General features: G+C 39.8%; 17 protein-coding genes and 1 pseudogene. 8 read left to right on the plus strand and 10 right to left on the minus strand.

The genetic code is table 11. The features are described 5' to 3' along the window. Positions 1 to 215: 215 nt before the first annotated feature. From ACSQ6I_RS21605 to ACSQ6I_RS21620, 4 genes are all read right to left on the minus strand, one after another. Positions 216 to 1,793, minus strand: coding sequence for a B12-binding domain-containing radical SAM protein (locus ACSQ6I_RS21605; RefSeq protein WP_438892337.1), 1,578 nt, complete (start codon positions 1,791 to 1,793; stop codon positions 216 to 218). A 100-nt stretch (positions 1,794 to 1,893) separates the two neighbouring features. Then, positions 1,894 to 2,019, minus strand: a complete 126-nt coding sequence (locus ACSQ6I_RS21610; RefSeq protein ID WP_438892338.1) for a hypothetical protein — start codon at positions 2,017 to 2,019, stop codon at positions 1,894 to 1,896. A gap of 321 nt (positions 2,020 to 2,340) precedes the next feature. Continuing rightward, positions 2,341 to 3,267 (minus strand): alpha/beta fold hydrolase, encoded by a 927-nt coding sequence (locus tag ACSQ6I_RS21615; protein WP_438892339.1) that lies wholly within the window; start codon positions 3,265 to 3,267, stop codon positions 2,341 to 2,343. A 67-nt stretch (positions 3,268 to 3,334) separates the two neighbouring features. Continuing rightward, positions 3,335 to 3,769 carry a SufE family protein gene (locus ACSQ6I_RS21620; RefSeq protein WP_438892340.1) on the minus strand — a complete coding sequence of 145 codons (435 nt, stop codon included), beginning with the start codon at positions 3,767 to 3,769 and terminating at the stop codon, positions 3,335 to 3,337. Between the two features lie 461 nt (positions 3,770 to 4,230). Between ACSQ6I_RS21620 and psaK the strand changes: the two genes are divergently transcribed. After that, positions 4,231 to 4,491, plus strand: coding sequence for a photosystem I reaction center subunit PsaK (gene psaK, locus ACSQ6I_RS21625; RefSeq protein WP_438892341.1), 261 nt, complete (start codon positions 4,231 to 4,233; stop codon positions 4,489 to 4,491). Between the two features lie 229 nt (positions 4,492 to 4,720). Here the strand turns inward: psaK and ACSQ6I_RS21630 are convergent, their stop codons facing one another. Then, the gene (locus ACSQ6I_RS21630; protein WP_438892342.1) at positions 4,721 to 5,077 is read right to left on the minus strand and encodes a hypothetical protein; all 357 of its coding nucleotides are present in this window, start codon (positions 5,075 to 5,077) and stop codon (positions 4,721 to 4,723) included. A gap of 276 nt (positions 5,078 to 5,353) precedes the next feature. Here ACSQ6I_RS21630 and ACSQ6I_RS21635 point away from each other — a divergent pair. The 4 genes and pseudogenes from ACSQ6I_RS21635 to ACSQ6I_RS21650 form a co-directional block, all read left to right on the plus strand. Then, positions 5,354 to 5,802, plus strand: a pseudogene (locus tag ACSQ6I_RS21635) (Uma2 family endonuclease); the annotation flags it as partial. A 335-nt stretch (positions 5,803 to 6,137) separates the two neighbouring features. Further along, complete coding sequence (locus tag ACSQ6I_RS21640; protein WP_438892343.1) at positions 6,138 to 6,764, plus strand: Uma2 family endonuclease; 627 nt, start codon at positions 6,138 to 6,140, stop codon at positions 6,762 to 6,764. Between the two features lie 661 nt (positions 6,765 to 7,425). After that, a complete protein-coding gene (gene dapB / locus ACSQ6I_RS21645) occupies positions 7,426 to 8,262 on the plus strand; it encodes a 4-hydroxy-tetrahydrodipicolinate reductase (protein ID WP_438892344.1) in 837 nt (278 codons plus the stop codon). Between the two features lie 166 nt (positions 8,263 to 8,428). Beyond that, positions 8,429 to 9,109, plus strand: a complete 681-nt coding sequence (locus tag ACSQ6I_RS21650) for a phosphate ABC transporter permease (RefSeq protein ID WP_438892345.1) — start codon at positions 8,429 to 8,431, stop codon at positions 9,107 to 9,109. Positions 9,110 to 9,360: 251 nt separating this feature from the next. Here ACSQ6I_RS21650 and ACSQ6I_RS21655 read toward each other — a convergent pair whose 3' ends face one another. From ACSQ6I_RS21655 to ACSQ6I_RS21675, 5 genes are all read right to left on the minus strand, one after another. Further along, positions 9,361 to 9,990, minus strand: a complete 630-nt coding sequence (locus ACSQ6I_RS21655) for a precorrin-8X methylmutase (RefSeq protein WP_438892480.1) — start codon at positions 9,988 to 9,990, stop codon at positions 9,361 to 9,363. Positions 9,991 to 10,132: 142 nt separating this feature from the next. Continuing rightward, on the minus strand, positions 10,133 to 10,942 hold the full coding sequence (locus ACSQ6I_RS21660) for a TPM domain-containing protein (RefSeq protein ID WP_438892346.1): 810 nt from the start codon (positions 10,940 to 10,942) through the stop codon (positions 10,133 to 10,135). A gap of 211 nt (positions 10,943 to 11,153) precedes the next feature. Continuing rightward, the gene (locus ACSQ6I_RS21665; protein WP_438892347.1) at positions 11,154 to 11,732 is read right to left on the minus strand and encodes a DUF948 domain-containing protein; all 579 of its coding nucleotides are present in this window, start codon (positions 11,730 to 11,732) and stop codon (positions 11,154 to 11,156) included. Positions 11,733 to 11,822: 90 nt separating this feature from the next. Further along, positions 11,823 to 12,179, minus strand: coding sequence for a YtxH domain-containing protein (locus ACSQ6I_RS21670; protein WP_438892348.1), 357 nt, complete (start codon positions 12,177 to 12,179; stop codon positions 11,823 to 11,825). 95 nt (positions 12,180 to 12,274) lie between these two features. Next, complete coding sequence (locus ACSQ6I_RS21675) at positions 12,275 to 12,643, minus strand: hypothetical protein (protein WP_438892349.1); 369 nt, start codon at positions 12,641 to 12,643, stop codon at positions 12,275 to 12,277. Positions 12,644 to 12,919: 276 nt separating this feature from the next. Here ACSQ6I_RS21675 and ACSQ6I_RS21680 point away from each other — a divergent pair, with 276 nt between their 5' ends. The 3 genes from ACSQ6I_RS21680 (at position 12,920) to ACSQ6I_RS21690 (ending at position 15,355) form a co-directional block, all read left to right on the plus strand. Continuing rightward, on the plus strand, positions 12,920 to 13,309 hold the full coding sequence (locus ACSQ6I_RS21680) for a hypothetical protein (RefSeq protein ID WP_438892350.1): 390 nt from the start codon (positions 12,920 to 12,922) through the stop codon (positions 13,307 to 13,309). Positions 13,310 to 13,533: 224 nt separating this feature from the next. Next, positions 13,534 to 14,253 (plus strand): hypothetical protein, encoded by a 720-nt coding sequence (locus ACSQ6I_RS21685; RefSeq protein ID WP_438892481.1) that lies wholly within the window; start codon positions 13,534 to 13,536, stop codon positions 14,251 to 14,253. A gap of 334 nt (positions 14,254 to 14,587) precedes the next feature. After that, positions 14,588 to 15,355 (plus strand): DUF1350 family protein, encoded by a 768-nt coding sequence (locus ACSQ6I_RS21690; protein ID WP_438892351.1) that lies wholly within the window; start codon positions 14,588 to 14,590, stop codon positions 15,353 to 15,355. Positions 15,356 to 15,393 lie beyond the last annotated feature (38 nt).

Genomic DNA, 15,393 nt, shown 5'->3' on the forward strand with positions numbered 1-15,393 from the left:
AAGTCGCGGCTATACAATCAAAGTCCGCACTATGGCTAACGCCACGCTACGCTATCGACAAGCTCAGTGACCACCTGCGCGGACTAATAAAAAATCAAGGGTTTGAAACCCACGCAGGTGGGTTTTATCTGTGTAGACGTGGTTTCTAAGCGCCGATTTAGCTACAGTACTCAGAATCATTTAGAACCTGAGAAAGTGTTTGAGTTTTCATGAAATTAACGCACAATTTCTAACTGTAGACTTGTTTTTTCTTTCTGGTTTTCTTGCTGTTGTAGCATTTCCAGTTGTTCTTCTAGTTGTGCTTTTACTTCATGACGAAAATTAAAAAAGTGTTCACCTACACCCAAAGCAATCAAATAGTCATACAATAAATTTGGTTTACGAAATGCGATCGCTATCAATTGCCACCAAAACAGAAACCGAGTAGAACGCAACATACCCTGTCTCCAGCAGATAGCCAGGAAAAAACGCAACTCTGCCACAGTGAAAATGCGGTTATTTTGGGGTCGCCAACCTTCCATGATGATAAAATGGCGAAAAGTACGTTTGAGATAAGGTAAGGGTTGATATATATTCCAGAAAGCTTCAATAAACTCGTTGACAACTTCGGACATGGGACGAGTGGGTGTAAAATTCATCAAAGACTTCTGAGAGGTAAAAAATTCACCTAACCCTTCCTGTAACCGTCCTTCTTGTTGCAGACGAGTCCACATTGTTGTATTGGGTAACGCTTGCAATAAACTGAGGTGAGCTTGGGGAATACCGGTTTCTTCAACAAACTGCTGAATGCGTTTACCAGCACCAACAAGTTCATTGTCAAAACCCAAGATAAACCCAGACATAATTTGCAATCCTGCACGGGTAATTTTGTCACATGATTCCTGCAAAGATTGACGTGTATTTTGTTCTTTATTAATCCCTACTAAGCTATTAACATCTGGGGTTTCAATTCCCATAAATACAGTTGTGAAACCTGCCTTCACCATCAAATCTATCAGTTCATCATCCTCTGCTAGATTGAGGGAAGCTTCTGTAATAAAAGTAAATGGATATTTGCGTTCTTCCATCCAAGGAATTAAAGCACGTAAAAATACCTTAGCATTACGTTTATTACCAATGAAATTATCATCTACCAATAATATATAACGATGCCAACCCATTTGATAGAGAACTTCTAGTTCAGCTAACATCTGTGCAGGGGTTTTGGTGCGTGGCTTGCGACCAAACAAGTTGATAATATCGCAAAATTCACACTGAAAAGGACAACCCCTAGAAAACTGCACCGTGATTGCATAATAGGCATTTAAGTCGAGCAAATCAAACCGAGGAATGGGAGTTTGGGTGACATCCGGTTTTTCTAAAGAACGGAAAGTACCTTGTTCTTCTCCCCTTTCCAAAGCCTCCAAGAACATGGGGATGGTACATTCCCCTTCATCTAAAATGAGGTAATTAGCTCCTGCGGCTAAAGCAAATTCTGGGACTGATGTAGGAAAAGGTCCACCCACTGCCACTTTTTTATCTAATGCAACACCTTTTTGAATTAATTCACCCAAATCTTGTTTTTGGATAATCATTGCAGAGATAATGACAATATCGCACCATTCCCAATCTGCATCAGTTTCGAGACGGACATTGCGATCGCTAAATCTAATCTCCCAGTCACTCGGTAACATCGCCGCAACCGTGATTAAACCCAATGGGGGACTTGTGGCACTTAAACCAGCCAAATCAAGAGCTTCCTGATAAGACCAGAAAGAATTAGGCATGATCGGCCAGAGTAGTAAAGCTTTCATCAACCATATCCCCCTGATTTGCTTTCTTGTCAAAACCCATTCAGTTTTGAATTGTAAAATCTGGGTAAGTTAGTTTTTATCCATCTGGAGATACAGTTTTTTAAGCTTCATTCTCAATAAAATAAATGGAGGAGATATGGATTGGCAAAACTTCAATAATACCTCGCCAAATTTCTTTACCCAAACCACGTAAGTCTAGAATGCTATGCTTTGACTTTGGTGTCATTGTTACTTGATAAATCCTCAACTAACTTTAATTGTTATTATGGGGTTAGGCTTTTAGCTTGCTCAAGTACATCTGGATAACGAAACATAAATTTGTTGCTGATGGTCAAAAGAAGCAGGGGAGCAGGGAGCGGGGCGCAGGGGGGGAGAGACTGGGACAAAGCTTGTACCCCGCACTGGAAGGGCGCTCGGCTGGGGCGGGGCTTCTTACCCATGCTCTGCTTCGCTCCGCGCAGAGAGGAAGGGCTTGCTCCCCCTGCTCCCTGCCCCCTTCCCCTTTGCCTCTTCGGTGATTATGACCATTAAAAGCCTTGCTATTTTCTTATTCAGGATCGCCTAGAAGTCTTGTAAGTAGGAATGGTAATATCGCTTCAAAAACCGCTGCTGGGTATTCTTCATGCAGTCCCAAAGAACCGGGAACAACAATGCTGCTAACTCCTGGTAAAGCCGCCAATGCGTCCATTTCTTGGCGTGACTTGGGGGGACTAGATTCCCCAATTACCACCATTAGTGGCGCAGATAAGGACTGTACTAGGGATAAAAACTCTGTTTGACTATGAATAGTATCTATATTGCCGGTGACAAAGGCCGCAGAAGCAAATCTGGCGTTTGGTTGTTGGGTACTTTGCCATTTTTCGGTGATGAAGTCGGATGTAAGTTTTGCTGTATTAGTGAAGACGTGACGGCTGTACATCCAACTTAAAAACGATGGAGTAGTATTGAGTTTATAGAGTGCTTGACCTAAAATAGGCGATCGCACTAACCCCCTTACCATAGCAGCTATATTTGCATTTGCTCCCATTGTTGGCAGAGGACCCCGCCAAGTTGGTGCTACCAACACAATCTGCAAAAAAGTATCTGGCTGTGTTACAGCTAGTTGCAGAACATAACCAGCCGCATGACCTGCTGCAACTACGCTAATTCCTTTATCGAAAACAGATTTAACGAAATTTGCCAAAAATTGCTGATATATTGACGGGTTGTAATCTAAATTCAGTCGGTCAGATTCTCCAAAACCTGGCCAGTCAAAAGCGGTAACTTGAAAATGGGAAGCAAGTAATTTAGCAAGTTCCCCCACTTCCCCCCGTGTGGAAACGCTACTAAAAGCAGGAAGCAATAAAAGCGGTGAACCTTGTCCTATCGTTTCATAAATTACCCGCAATTGCTGGTTTTCCCAATTCCAGAGGAATTCTTTAGCTTCACCACCAAATGCAGTAGCAGCAGGTTTTGTTAATAAATGGGTAGACATTGATTTAATTCGTAATTCGTAATTGATGTTACTCCCCCATCTCCCTATTTCCCCACCGCCCCAATCCCTATGTCTCTAACTTACATTCCAAAGCTTTTTTCTGCATGGTTTTGAAAATATTGTAAAAACCATTAGCGCGGGAGGGTGTCAGACTAACATTTAAACCTGTGGCTTGAATGAAATCAGGTGTTAATTGGACAATTTGTGTTGGTGCTAATCCGTTTAATCCTTCTATCAACAGCGCCACTAATCCCTTAGTTAGCTGGGAATCAGAATCGCCTTGGAATACAACTTTACCATCATCCAGTGATGCAGTTACGTATACCTGTGAGACACAACCAGGAACTTTATTTTCGGGTCTTTTATCAACTTCGGGAAATTCTGGCAGTTTCTGAGCATACCAGATTAATTGCTCATAACGCCGCTTTGGTTCAGCAGCGCGTTGGAACCGTTGAACAATTTTAGATAGTGCTGGTGGTAGAGAATCAAGACTTGAGGACATAGTAAATTCAATAAATTATTCAGTCTTACCTTGAGTATGAACTACCTACACTGACGTGATGGTAAAGTGTAGGCTTCCCAATTCAATGGTGATTGCCTCGATTTTCATAGCCATTGAAGTATGGTATCGACCTTACCGTATTTACAGATTCATAATAACATCATCATTCAACTCGTGTAACCAGAAAAAATATTTTGTACCCTACGGAAAGCAAGCTACGTCTCGTCGATGTAGTCTTCCTAGTCTTGATAGTATCTAAATTTCAGTTTGACGCAAAACCTAGGGCAAAAGCTGTGACTATTTTAGCAATTATCGCTTAAAATTTACTTCTCATAAGGTGATGCTTTATATGAAGTATTTAGACAAAATATTAAAAATTGCTGCAAATTTGAGATTTATATTCACTTTTATGAGGAAACTTTAAGAGCATATTGTCCAGCAAACTTTCAGGAGCAAACCCGGTGTTGACATCAACTTTACTCGCTGTTGTACCCGCACCCCTAGAATGGAGTCCTACTGTTGGTATCATCATGATTATTGCCAACATTATTGCGATCGCTTTCGGCAAATTTACAATCCAGTATCCTAGTGCAGAACCAGCAGCACCAGCCCCCAATTTCTTTGGCGGTTTTGGCTTACCTGCCATACTAGCAACTACTGCCTTTGGTCATATCTTAGGAGCAGGTATTATCTTAGGACTACACAACATTGGCCGCATCTAGGCTTTAGTTCCCAACTACCCTGCATTCAACGATTGATTGTTTAGAATTTTGCAGTTAAGAGCCAGAGAGCCAGTTCTCTGGCCTCTCCTGTTAGTACTAGATGCCAAAACCTGCTTTTAGTATTCGATGACAATCCAGAATAATTACTTAAGAAAAAGACTTTTGCGTAAATAAATATTACCTGTATTTATGGTAGAAGTTTAGGTATCTATAAATATGGTTTATCAAACTACACTGGCAAAGGTGGTAAACCATTTAACTGACGCACAGAACTAATGCAGGCTGGACAATCACAGCCAAACAACTTGATAGCCGCATCACTTTCTGCTTCCGTGAATTCTAATTCATCTGGCTGATTTTGTTGATTTTGCTGATTTTTATTAGTTTGATTTTCCTCCCCTTCAACTTGAGCTAGTTGCATGATTGGTTTAGCGGTCGATGCAGTAGCATTATTTACTTGTATACATACCTGACGCGGTGTTGCTGAATGATTAGAACGGACGCAAGATAGATGAGTACCAACAGGGGTAACTGTTTGACCAGCGTGAACAGGTCTAGCCATCATTACCGTAGATAGCATGGACATAAAAACAACGGGGCTAGAGAGCAAGGCCAAAACAAATTTTTTGTTCATTTACTTTAAAGACTTTGTAACAAGAGAAACAAACCAAATTACCTTTTCAGATCAATTGGTTTCTAATCAGTCCATCTTATACAAATTACCTGAAAATGTCTTATTCATTCAATAGAAACGATATAATTTTTCTATATTAGTGTTTTGATGGAAAACAAAAATAAAAATAATCTACGAGAAATTACCAGAAATGCCAAAATAGATTTAGATACTTGAGGAGCAAGCCTTATGTCTCTGACTGTCCAAGACCTAGAGAAAATGCAGGTAGCTTATCCTGACTATCGCATGGAATTAGTGGATGGGAGCATAGTTGTCATGAGTCCGTCAGGTTATGAGTCTGAAGAAGTAGGAACCGAGTTTGCGCGAATTTTGGGAACTGGGTAAGGCCACGTAAACTAGGGCGTGTAGTTGGTTCGAGTGCGGGTTTTAGATTACCGAACACAGATTTACGAGCGCCTGATGTTTCTTTTGTCTGGGCTGACCGGCTAAAACGCTCAACGGAAGACTATGCAGAATTAGTTCCTGATTTGGTGGTTGAAGTAAAGTCAAAAACTGATTCTGTAGAAAAACTCCGCGAAAAAATTCAAGAGTTTATCAGCCTTGGTTCTCAAGTTGGTATTTTAATTAATCCGAAAACTATAACTTTGGAAATTTACAGTTCTGGAGAAACATTAATATAGGACTTACTGAGTTTATTTTCTATGATTGCAATTCCCAATCATAACTGTTTCCCTACCTCATGTTGGTACACCTCATACCGAAAACATGGGTAAAAGTGCGGCGAGTTTTGGAGACTCACCCAGCTAACTATTTTAATCTGGATGAATATTTGCAAATTTGCCAAGAAAACGGCTTTACCTGCAAGCCAGATAAGTAGTTAAACAACTTACATCTAAAGATGAATAAATTTACTAACAGTAGAGTGTATCAGCGATAGAGTAATACACCCTACGAAATAAAATCATTTAGTAAAAATAGGATAAAATAATCATAACCATTCAAGAGGTGAATCATGGTTCAAACCTTAATTAAACCAGTAACCTTTGACGAATTTATCCAATGGTATCCAGAAACAGGATTACGCTATGAATTACACAACGGAGTAATTATTGAAATGAATCCACCAGTAGGAGATCATGAATTAGTTATTGGTTGGTTAGTCCGTAAATTATCAGCACAATTAGATAAACTTAACCTTCCCTACTTAATACCAAAAACCACATTTATCAAACCATCAAAATCCGAATCTGCTTATTCACCGGATATTTTATTACTAAATCCTGAAAACTTAGTTAATGAACCTTTGTGGAAAAAAGAATCAATCATTACTCAAGCGGCTTCAGTTCCTTTAGTCATAGAAATAGTTAGCAGTAATTGGAAAACCGATTATTCCACTAAAGCTGATGAATATGAATCAATGGGTATTCCTGAATATTGGATAGTTGATTATGCTGCTTTTGGTGGGAGAAGATTTATCGGTAATCCGAAACAACCCACTATCTCAGTTTATTCCTTAATTAATGAAGAATATGAAGTTAATCAATTTAGAGGTGATGATCTGATCATATCTCCACTATTTCCAGAATTAAATTTCACGGTTTCTCACGTTTTACAAACAATTACAGAACTTACACATTGATAATAAACAATAAATATGTGTTATAGAAAAGCCATATCTTTCGGAGGGATTTAGCACTGCTAAACCCCTACAATACGGGTCTATTTATTATCAACATAATCATGGGTTTCTAAAAAAATATTATTACATTTATTCATGCAAGATTACCTAATCTAATATGAGTGAGATTCCTAGGTCGCGCTTCTCTACGAGACGCTAGGGACTTCCAGGAAATAAATTATCCAATCTTGTGGGATGGGCTTACTATGGCTAACGCCACGCTACGCTATCGACATGGTTCGACTGCGCTCACCAGCCGCTCAGTACAAGTCTAGTCCGTCCAGGTTTAAGGGCAGGCAAGATGCCTACCCCACAAGAATTAATTGAATATTTTTTTATTTGGAAGTCCCCTACGCGAACGCTATCGCTTTTTCTACAAACATCTCTTTATCTATTATCTTTGCTACTGATGAGCAATTCTTGAAGTTCTAGTAATTCTTCCATAACTCATGCCTCCTGAGTTAAATCGCTGAAATTGATTATAAAATCAAAAAAATTGAAAATCACAGATTATCAAAGCCCTGGCGTATATTCGCTGAATACTTTGCCAATATCCTCTCACCCAGTTGTTGGGACTGGTGCAAGATGTAAGTAAAATGGCTAAAAACGCATTCATCGAAATATGACTAATCAATCTACTATCCCGGTTATTGTCAACGGTGCAGCTGGCAAAATGGGACGTGAGGTAATCAAAGCGATCGCTCAAGCACCAGATATGATTTTAATGGGCGCTCTCGATACCTCTCCGGAACATCAAGACAAAGATGCAGGAGAACTGGCAGGTTTAAGCGAACCGTTGGAAGTGCCAATTACCAATCAATTAGAACCGATGTTAGGCTATGTAGCGGGTGAAAGGCAGATGGCACCAGGGGTGATGGTAGATTTTACTCATCCTGATGCAGTTTATGATAATGTGCGAAGTGCGATCGCTTATGGTATTCGTCCAGTAGTCGGAACCACAGGTTTAAGTCCTGAACAAATTCAAAATTTGACAGATTTTGCCGAAAAAGCGAGTACAGGTTGCTTGTTGATTCCTAATTTCTCCATTGGTATGGTATTGCTACAACAAGCCGCAGTCACCGCTTCCCAGTATTTTGATCATGTAGAAATTATCGAACTGCATCACAACCAAAAAGCCGACGCACCAAGCGGTACAGCTATTCAAACAGCGCAATTATTAGCAGAATTAGGTAAAACCTTTAACCCGCCTCAAGTCGAAGAAACAGAAAAGATACCGGGTGCGAGAGGCTCTTTAGCCGACGAAGGGATTAGAATTCATAGTATCCGCTTGCCAGGACTAATTGCCCATCAGGAAGTGATATTTGGCGCAGCAGGGCAAATTTACACCTTACGTCATGATACAAGCGATCGCTCCTGCTATATGCCCGGAGTCCTACTAGCAATTCGCAAAGTAAACCAGTTAAAGTCATTAGTATATGGATTAGAAAAAATACTTTAAAGAAGGAGTTAGGAGTCAGAAGTCAGGAGTCAGGAGTCAGGAGGAATAAAGAACAAAGAAGTTAACTCATTACTCACAACTCAGCACTCAGTACTCGGTACTCATTACTCACAACTCATTACTCACAACTCAGCACTCATAACTCACAACTCAGCACTCATAACTCATGTTGGTTCCCCTAACTCGGCCAAAATTTGAACAAATTATGCCCCTCATTGCCACCGGGATGCAGTACAAGTACTATTGGGGCAAATCTGCCAGTTTTTTGCAGAGGCTGTTAATTTCTGTAGTGTCCGTAGTTGTGATTCTGCTAGTACAACTCCTGTTCAAGTTGGACTTTAGTGTAATATTTATCTTCGGGGTATTTAGCGCTTTTTTTTGGCTCTGGTATCCCGTATTTCAAGCTAGTACACGCAATGCAAAATGCCGTCGTTACAAATACAGCGGCTTTTTTCGTGGACGAGTTTTAGATTGGTGGATTACAGACAAATTGACTGGTAAACAAGAAACCGTCAATAACAAAGGCGATTTGGTAATTATCGAAAACCGCGAAAAACGAATTAACTTAGAAATAGGCGATGACACAGGATTTACTGTCGAGTTTGATGCCCCATTACGTCCTGCCCATAAAGCGATCGCACGTGGTCAAATAGCAGAAATGATTGTCATGTCAAATCGCCCAGATTTAAGCAGCATCGAAGAATTTAGCAACATCTACATTCCCAGTCGTAACCTATGGGTCAGTGACTATCCCTACGTGCGAGAAGATTTATTTAATGAAGTCAGTCTTCGCTTACGAGAAAACCAACAGGAAAAACCTCGTCGTCGCCGTCGTCCAGAAAGGTGACTGGAGAGGATAGGGGAGATGGGGGAGAATATTTATCGAAGGCAGGAGTTAGGGGGCAAGAGGCAGGAGGGAAACTGACCCCTAACGTAAGCTGCGAACCATTGCGGAGCAAGGGTTTAAGACACCCACTGAATTCTTTTTCAGTGGCTTCAAATCAGGAGGGGTCGAATCCCATGCATGATTTGCTCCTTCTGCCTTCTGCCTTCTGCCCCTTCAACTTTCTTCTGCCCCCTGCCCCCTGCCCCCTGCCTTTAATTCCCCCCATTTCTATCTTGTCCGTAGGCTTGCCAAGCTAAATCAACCAAACCATTGACAATTGCTGCTGCCACAACTGCATTACCCTTGCGACTGTCAATAGTAATATAAGGTACTAAAGATTCTTGCAAACGTTCTTTATCAGTATCCACATTGATAAATCCCGCTGGAGTGGCAATTATCAAAGCAGGTCGAATTTCTTCAGCTTCAATCAAATCTACCAATGCAGTCAGCGCAGTTTGAGCTTGACCAACCACAAAGATTCCCTCTGGATAACGCTTGGCAAGAGTTTCAATTCCCCAAGCGGAACGAGTTTTTTCTTTTTGTGGACGTGTCAGAGCTTCCATACTGCAATACACCGGGTTGGCAAAGGTGTTTTGAATTTCATAGGCAATGCCGACCTGTACCATAGGCGCATCTACCACAATTGTGGTACGTGCCGCTAATGCTGCTGCTCCTGCTTGTAAAGCGTGCTCTGAAAAACGAATCAAAGACTTGTACTCAAAATCAGACGTGGCGTATATTACTCGCCGGACTATCTCATACTCTGGTGGTGAAAAGACATGATCGCCAATTTCACTATCAATGATTGCCAAGCTTTGAGCATCAGTTACGTGCCATTCCATCGCTGTTAAGCTTCTCACATATCAGCTTTCAGCTTATCATCAGAAGGCAGGAATAAGGGGATTGGGAAATGGCGACTAGGCGCAGGGAGCAGGGTAAAATTAATCAACTCTCGCCTCTTGCCTTTTCCCACTGATAACTGACTCAAGATTCAGAGCTGGAAGAAGGACGACTGAAACCCGGAGATAGATAAGCAACCAAAACACCAATCAGAAAAGCGGAAATATTACGAACCAGAGGAACCCAATCACTTGTGCGGGTAACTACTGGGCCAATACCGAAGGCAATAAACAAAATTCCCCACAAAGGTGAGAAAATTAAAGCCCATTGCCAAGCAAACACTTGTTTATTATTACGGGGTTGAGCCGCAAAGCCACAAATCACCCCACCAATAGCTGAGGTAATCAGAGTGAGTATCCATTGTTCCCTTGGTAGACCGGGAACAACGTTGCAACCACCTTTGAGTAAACAGCCTTTTACTGAATCTAAGGCTTGCAGGATGGCTTGGTCTTCCCCTTGTTCCCGCACAAAGTATAAGTTGCCAAAACGGGTTTGTAGTTCAATCCAGAAAGTTCTAGGTAAAAATTCATAAACCGCATCACCAACACTAAAGCTGAGAATGTTGCCACCACGAGAATCAGCAACTAAAAGAATGCTTTTTTCATCCAAACCCCAATATTTGATGACTGCTCTACCTGGGGTGCGGTCATACTGGGTTAACACTCGTAATTTCCAGCCAGTATCTGTTTCAAATTGTTCTAATTCTTGGACTAGCTTTTTTTCTTGGGGGTCAGGAAGCGTTTTAGCTAAATCGACAACTGGGGTAAATATGTTGGGTAGTAAGTCAGGATTTTCATAAGCTAGGGCTGATGGAGATTGCAGCGCCCAAATTGACACAGCGAAGCAAAATACTGCAATTGATACTAAAAATCGTCGCCAAAAACAAAGCTGCATGGAATTTTTTATACGAATATTAACGGCAGAAGTGAAACAAGTTGTTTTAAAAGAGTACGGGAAAAATGATACTTCTTTACACTTCTTTACTTTACTCTAATCTAAGGTATCTACGCAAAGGGTAATTGGTAACAGATGACAGAGAAGAGGTAGAGATCAGAAGGCAGGGGGCAGATCAATAATATCCTCTCCTACCAATACCCAATCCCTGTCAATCAGTCCAATCTTCTGAAGGTGTAGATTTTGAAATTAAATCTTCATCATTAAAATCACTTTCCCAATTAATAGCTTCACTATAACTATGATTGGGGCGGTATAATTCTGTTTGTGTGCGCCTATTTTCTTGCCTCAACGCTTCTCGCTCTCGCAGGGTTAGCTCTGATTTGTCATTCATGGGTAAGCGTTCTGGGCTGCGTCTAGCAGGTTTTTGGCGCGTGAAGGTTTTCCACGCAGCTTTAACACCTACTACGAGACTGCGTGTGCTGATTTGAATATTCTGAGCTTGTTTTTTGGCACTATCTAGGCTTTGATCTACTTGTTTAACGACTTGACTAGCGCTTTTGACACCTTCACTAACATCATCAGTTAAGTCTGTCAGTTCTAAACTAGTGTTGCGGATGGCGTTGAGAGTGGGTGGTAACTCCCGTGAGAGAGTATCAAAGAACTTTTCGGCACTGCGAGCAGCGCGTGCTAACTCTTGCAAGGCGGGTATGAAAGCCACCAGGACAGCAGTTAGACTAGCAGCGACTAGGAGGGTGGACATTCCCAGCCAAAACAGAGGGTCAATCACGGTTATGCTGTTTATCTTAAAGTAAGCTGAAAACCCTTGAGGTTATGGTTGGCTTAGAAAGCCACAGCCATCCTTTTGGTAGGGGGAGTGTCAAGAGTGTTCTAGATGCTGAGTTAGAGAATCCGTGTTTTCAGGATCAGCAGGATTTTGCCGTTGTAGGGCTTCGCTTTCGCGTTGTGTAGCATCTACACCAGCAGCGATCGCTATCCGCAATCTCTCTAAAGTGTCATCCCAGTTTCGCAGTGCGCTGGCAGAAAGGCGATCTGCCTGAATTTGCACGCTGGTTGATAGATCCTCTGCTAATTCTGGTAAAGCATCGGCAGATTTTTTTAAAAGTTTACGTGTTTCGCGCCCTGTGCGTGGAGCAGCAAGCAAACCGGTTAAAGCACCGATAGTAGCTCCCAGCATCAAACCGCCAATAAATAATCCAGAACGGTTATTAGACATCTTTATTGTTTCTCTCCTTACACCCATTTTAGGTGGGTTTTATCCTCTGGCAATAGTGAGGGGATTTGATCTAGTTAATCTCTGCTGACAATATATCAGTCTGTGAAGTTGCTTTGATTGATTAGCTGATGAGTGGGGCTATTTTTATTTCTGGAGGTAGAATCTGGTTGCCAAAAAGAGCGCTGCCACATTTTTCTGCCTAGTACGACGAGGCTGAGAATCTGCTGGACTTGTTGAATTTGCAGTTTGAGCTTGAGGTGTTTTTGACGTAAGTTATAAATTTCCTGCTGGCCTGTATAAATATTTTCTGGTGCTGTATACAGGACTGCATGGCTAACACGTTCATAGCTGTTTAACCTATCTGCAATAATTCCCAGCTTTTGCTTGATTCGCCACACTTGCCGAGCTACATAGAGGAGTATTAGGGAGATGAGGATGTTAATCAGAACAACTACAGTTACCATTTTTACCTTTACTCTAATGAGCGTGACTTGGCACTGATTTAATCATACTGGCATATTTTTATGGTAAAAAGAAATACAAGAGTCATAATTTCTAATTTCTTGAGAACTAGTTTAATTTTTATATTCCCAGTACAAATTCTGCTAATTATGAGAGTTTATTTTTTCACTCTTGACATGATTTTTTTTGTTGCTGTAGCTTCAACTTCAGTTGTTTGATATTCAGTTAAACTACACTTAAAAAGTAATTCTACTAGAAAACATTCAATTTCCACACATATGACAGAAAAAAGATTAGAATCGTTAATCGTGAAAATTGTGAAAAAGGTGATCAAAAAAGAAATTAAAAACCTAACTCAGGACAATTTACCAATTATTTCTAGCCAGGAAAATCAACAAATAGAAGGCTTTATAGAAACTTTTGATAGAGAAGAAGACATCCGTAACTCAGCAGAAGTGATTGATGATATATATACCAATGGAATTGTCAATTTATCTACAAAAGAAGATGTGGAACTGGAGCGCAAGTTACGAGAACTAAAATTTAAACAGGAACTTAGAAAGGATTGGATATTATTTATAGTGAGGGACGTAATAGTATATTCTACTACTATTTTATTTATGTTTACTATTGCTGGATTCTATTTATTTACTCTTATTCAAAGGTAAATTAAATTACAAGCAGCAATGTTTGTTGTCATCTATCTAAGGTATTAAACTAATCTCAATCATTTTTGCTTGGCAGACAATCGACAAATTGGATAAATATCAATTTTTTAGCTAATTTTAGCGAAATTAGATGAAGTTTTGGCAAAATGCCATTCCAATTACCATTCCCGAAATTTGATTGCTATATTAGATTAAATTACTATGATAGGAAGGATTGGCAAGCTGTGCGGGATGATTTAGAGGGATTGGAAATTACTAATCATGAATTGCAAAAATTGACTAATTTGCCTGTTAATAATGAATTGATCATTATTACGAATAATATCCAAAAGTTAGGGAAATACTTAATGGATAAAATTAAAGGTTCTGAGGGTGCTACCGTAATTTTTATTAGCTGTTCCATTTTTGCATTTACATATCTTTTATTTGATATTTTTATGAAATTATTTGCCACTTGGATTACAATACCATCTTGGCTATTATTATTTTGGTTTGGTATTTGGATTGGAGGTATCATCCAAACTATATTATATTTACTTTGGATAAATAAACGTGAATTTGTGAAAACTAATATGACGAATTCTCTACGAATTTTACTCAATGATGTGGACAGATATAATGATGTTATTAAAGCTATAAATATTAATGATCAAATAGAAGCAGCAGGTAATCCAGAAGTAGCTATAAAGCAAAGAGAGAAAGTTATTGAAGCGCTGAAACTTACTAAATCAGATTTAATTCGGGCATTGAAAACAGAAAAAGTTTTACGAGAAAATAAAAACTTTATTCTCAATAATTCAGATTTATTTGCCAATAATTTAGCAACTTTAACATCCATGCAGGTTACTGAACAAGCTAGTGAGCATGGTAGATTATTAAATGAAGCATTACAAATTGCTTTAGATGTGCAGTATGAAATGAGAAGGTTGCATAGTCATGGTTAAAACTGAATATACATAGACAATTTTTATAGATCCGGAAATTCTTCAAGCCAATTTCCCATATCTCTAATCCATTGCTGACTAAGTTACTTTTTTCCTTTATCCCTTTATATAGGGATATAAGCACCAACCGTATTTGTAGAACAAATTATTTTGCTGTTTTTAGTGAAAATTTTGCCGGTTTTGTTTGTCTAGTATGCGCCGGCACAGTTGTTTGGTGAAGCTAACCATATATTTATATTTTTAGAAAAATACACCCTCTCCATCATGATTAGGTAATCTTCTGTCAGGAACAGAGTAACATTAAAGAACATCAAGTAAGCATTCGCACATTGGCATGGACTGGAAAGAAATCAGAGGTAACTGGGTAATTATTCCCCGCAATCCCATCGGTATTATCCATTTCTTGGGGGGTGCATTTGTCGCTACTGCACCCCACCTCACTTACCGCTGGCTATTAGAAGAGTTTGCTATTAAAGGGTATGTTGTTATAGCTACGCCTTTTGTCAATACCTTAGATCATAGAGCGATCGCTCAATCTGTACTACTTGAATTTGAACGTACCCTAGAACGCTTGCAAGATTCTGGTGAAATACGCAAGCTATATCTGCCTACCTATGGGATCGGACACAGTATGGGTTGCAAACTCCATTTGCTAATTGGTAGCCTTTTTAGAGTAGAACGTGCAGGTAATGTTCTCATTTCCTTTAACAACTATACCGCCAAGGAAGCAATTCCTCTAGTAGAACAATTAAATTCTACCTTGACAATTGAGTTTACCCCCACGCCTTTAGAAACTAACCAGCTCGTACAGGAACTTTATCATGTCCGGCGTAATTTAATTATAAAATTTAGCAATGATAATCTTGATCAATCAGTAACTTTAACAAAAATATTAAAAAATCGTTTTCCAGAAATGGTAACTGTACAAACTTTATCTGGAAATCACACCACACCATTAGGTCAAGAAATTAAATGGCAAACAGGAACTTCTTTTACTCCTTTTGATGCTTTAGGGCAATGGTTTAAACAAGAAGTATATCGAGATTTAAATCATCTGAAAAAAGCCATATTTTTCTGGCTAAATCCTCTAGCACCTTCATGATTTTAATTAGATTCAAAACTGGAGCTAATTACAGCATA

The sequence above is a fragment of the Anabaena sp. WFMT genome (assembly GCF_051781005.1).
Lineage (GTDB): Bacteria > Cyanobacteriota > Cyanobacteriia > Cyanobacteriales > Nostocaceae > Anabaena.

Coding starts and splice junctions, on each gene's coding strand:
- ACSQ6I_RS21650 (WP_438892345.1), top strand. CDS start 8,429: ATGTTGGTTCCCCTAACTCGGCCAAAATTTGAACAAATTATGCCCCTC.
- ACSQ6I_RS21620 (WP_438892340.1), bottom strand. CDS start 3,769: ATGTCCTCAAGTCTTGATTCTCTACCACCAGCACTATCTAAAATTGTT.
- ACSQ6I_RS21640 (WP_438892343.1), top strand. CDS start 6,138: ATGGTTCAAACCTTAATTAAACCAGTAACCTTTGACGAATTTATCCAA.
- ACSQ6I_RS21675 (WP_438892349.1), bottom strand. CDS start 12,643: ATGGTAACTGTAGTTGTTCTGATTAACATCCTCATCTCCCTAATACTC.
- dapB (WP_438892344.1), top strand. CDS start 7,426: ATGACTAATCAATCTACTATCCCGGTTATTGTCAACGGTGCAGCTGGC.
- ACSQ6I_RS21610 (WP_438892338.1), bottom strand. CDS start 2,019: ATGACACCAAAGTCAAAGCATAGCATTCTAGACTTACGTGGTTTGGGT.
- ACSQ6I_RS21615 (WP_438892339.1), bottom strand. CDS start 3,267: ATGTCTACCCATTTATTAACAAAACCTGCTGCTACTGCATTTGGTGGT.
- ACSQ6I_RS21660 (WP_438892346.1), bottom strand. CDS start 10,942: ATGCAGCTTTGTTTTTGGCGACGATTTTTAGTATCAATTGCAGTATTT.
- ACSQ6I_RS21670 (WP_438892348.1), bottom strand. CDS start 12,179: ATGTCTAATAACCGTTCTGGATTATTTATTGGCGGTTTGATGCTGGGA.
- ACSQ6I_RS21630 (WP_438892342.1), bottom strand. CDS start 5,077: ATGTCCATGCTATCTACGGTAATGATGGCTAGACCTGTTCACGCTGGT.
- ACSQ6I_RS21680 (WP_438892350.1), top strand. CDS start 12,920: ATGACAGAAAAAAGATTAGAATCGTTAATCGTGAAAATTGTGAAAAAG.
- ACSQ6I_RS21690 (WP_438892351.1), top strand. CDS start 14,588: ATGGACTGGAAAGAAATCAGAGGTAACTGGGTAATTATTCCCCGCAAT.
- ACSQ6I_RS21655 (WP_438892480.1), bottom strand. CDS start 9,990: ATGGAATGGCACGTAACTGATGCTCAAAGCTTGGCAATCATTGATAGT.
- ACSQ6I_RS21605 (WP_438892337.1), bottom strand. CDS start 1,793: ATGAAAGCTTTACTACTCTGGCCGATCATGCCTAATTCTTTCTGGTCT.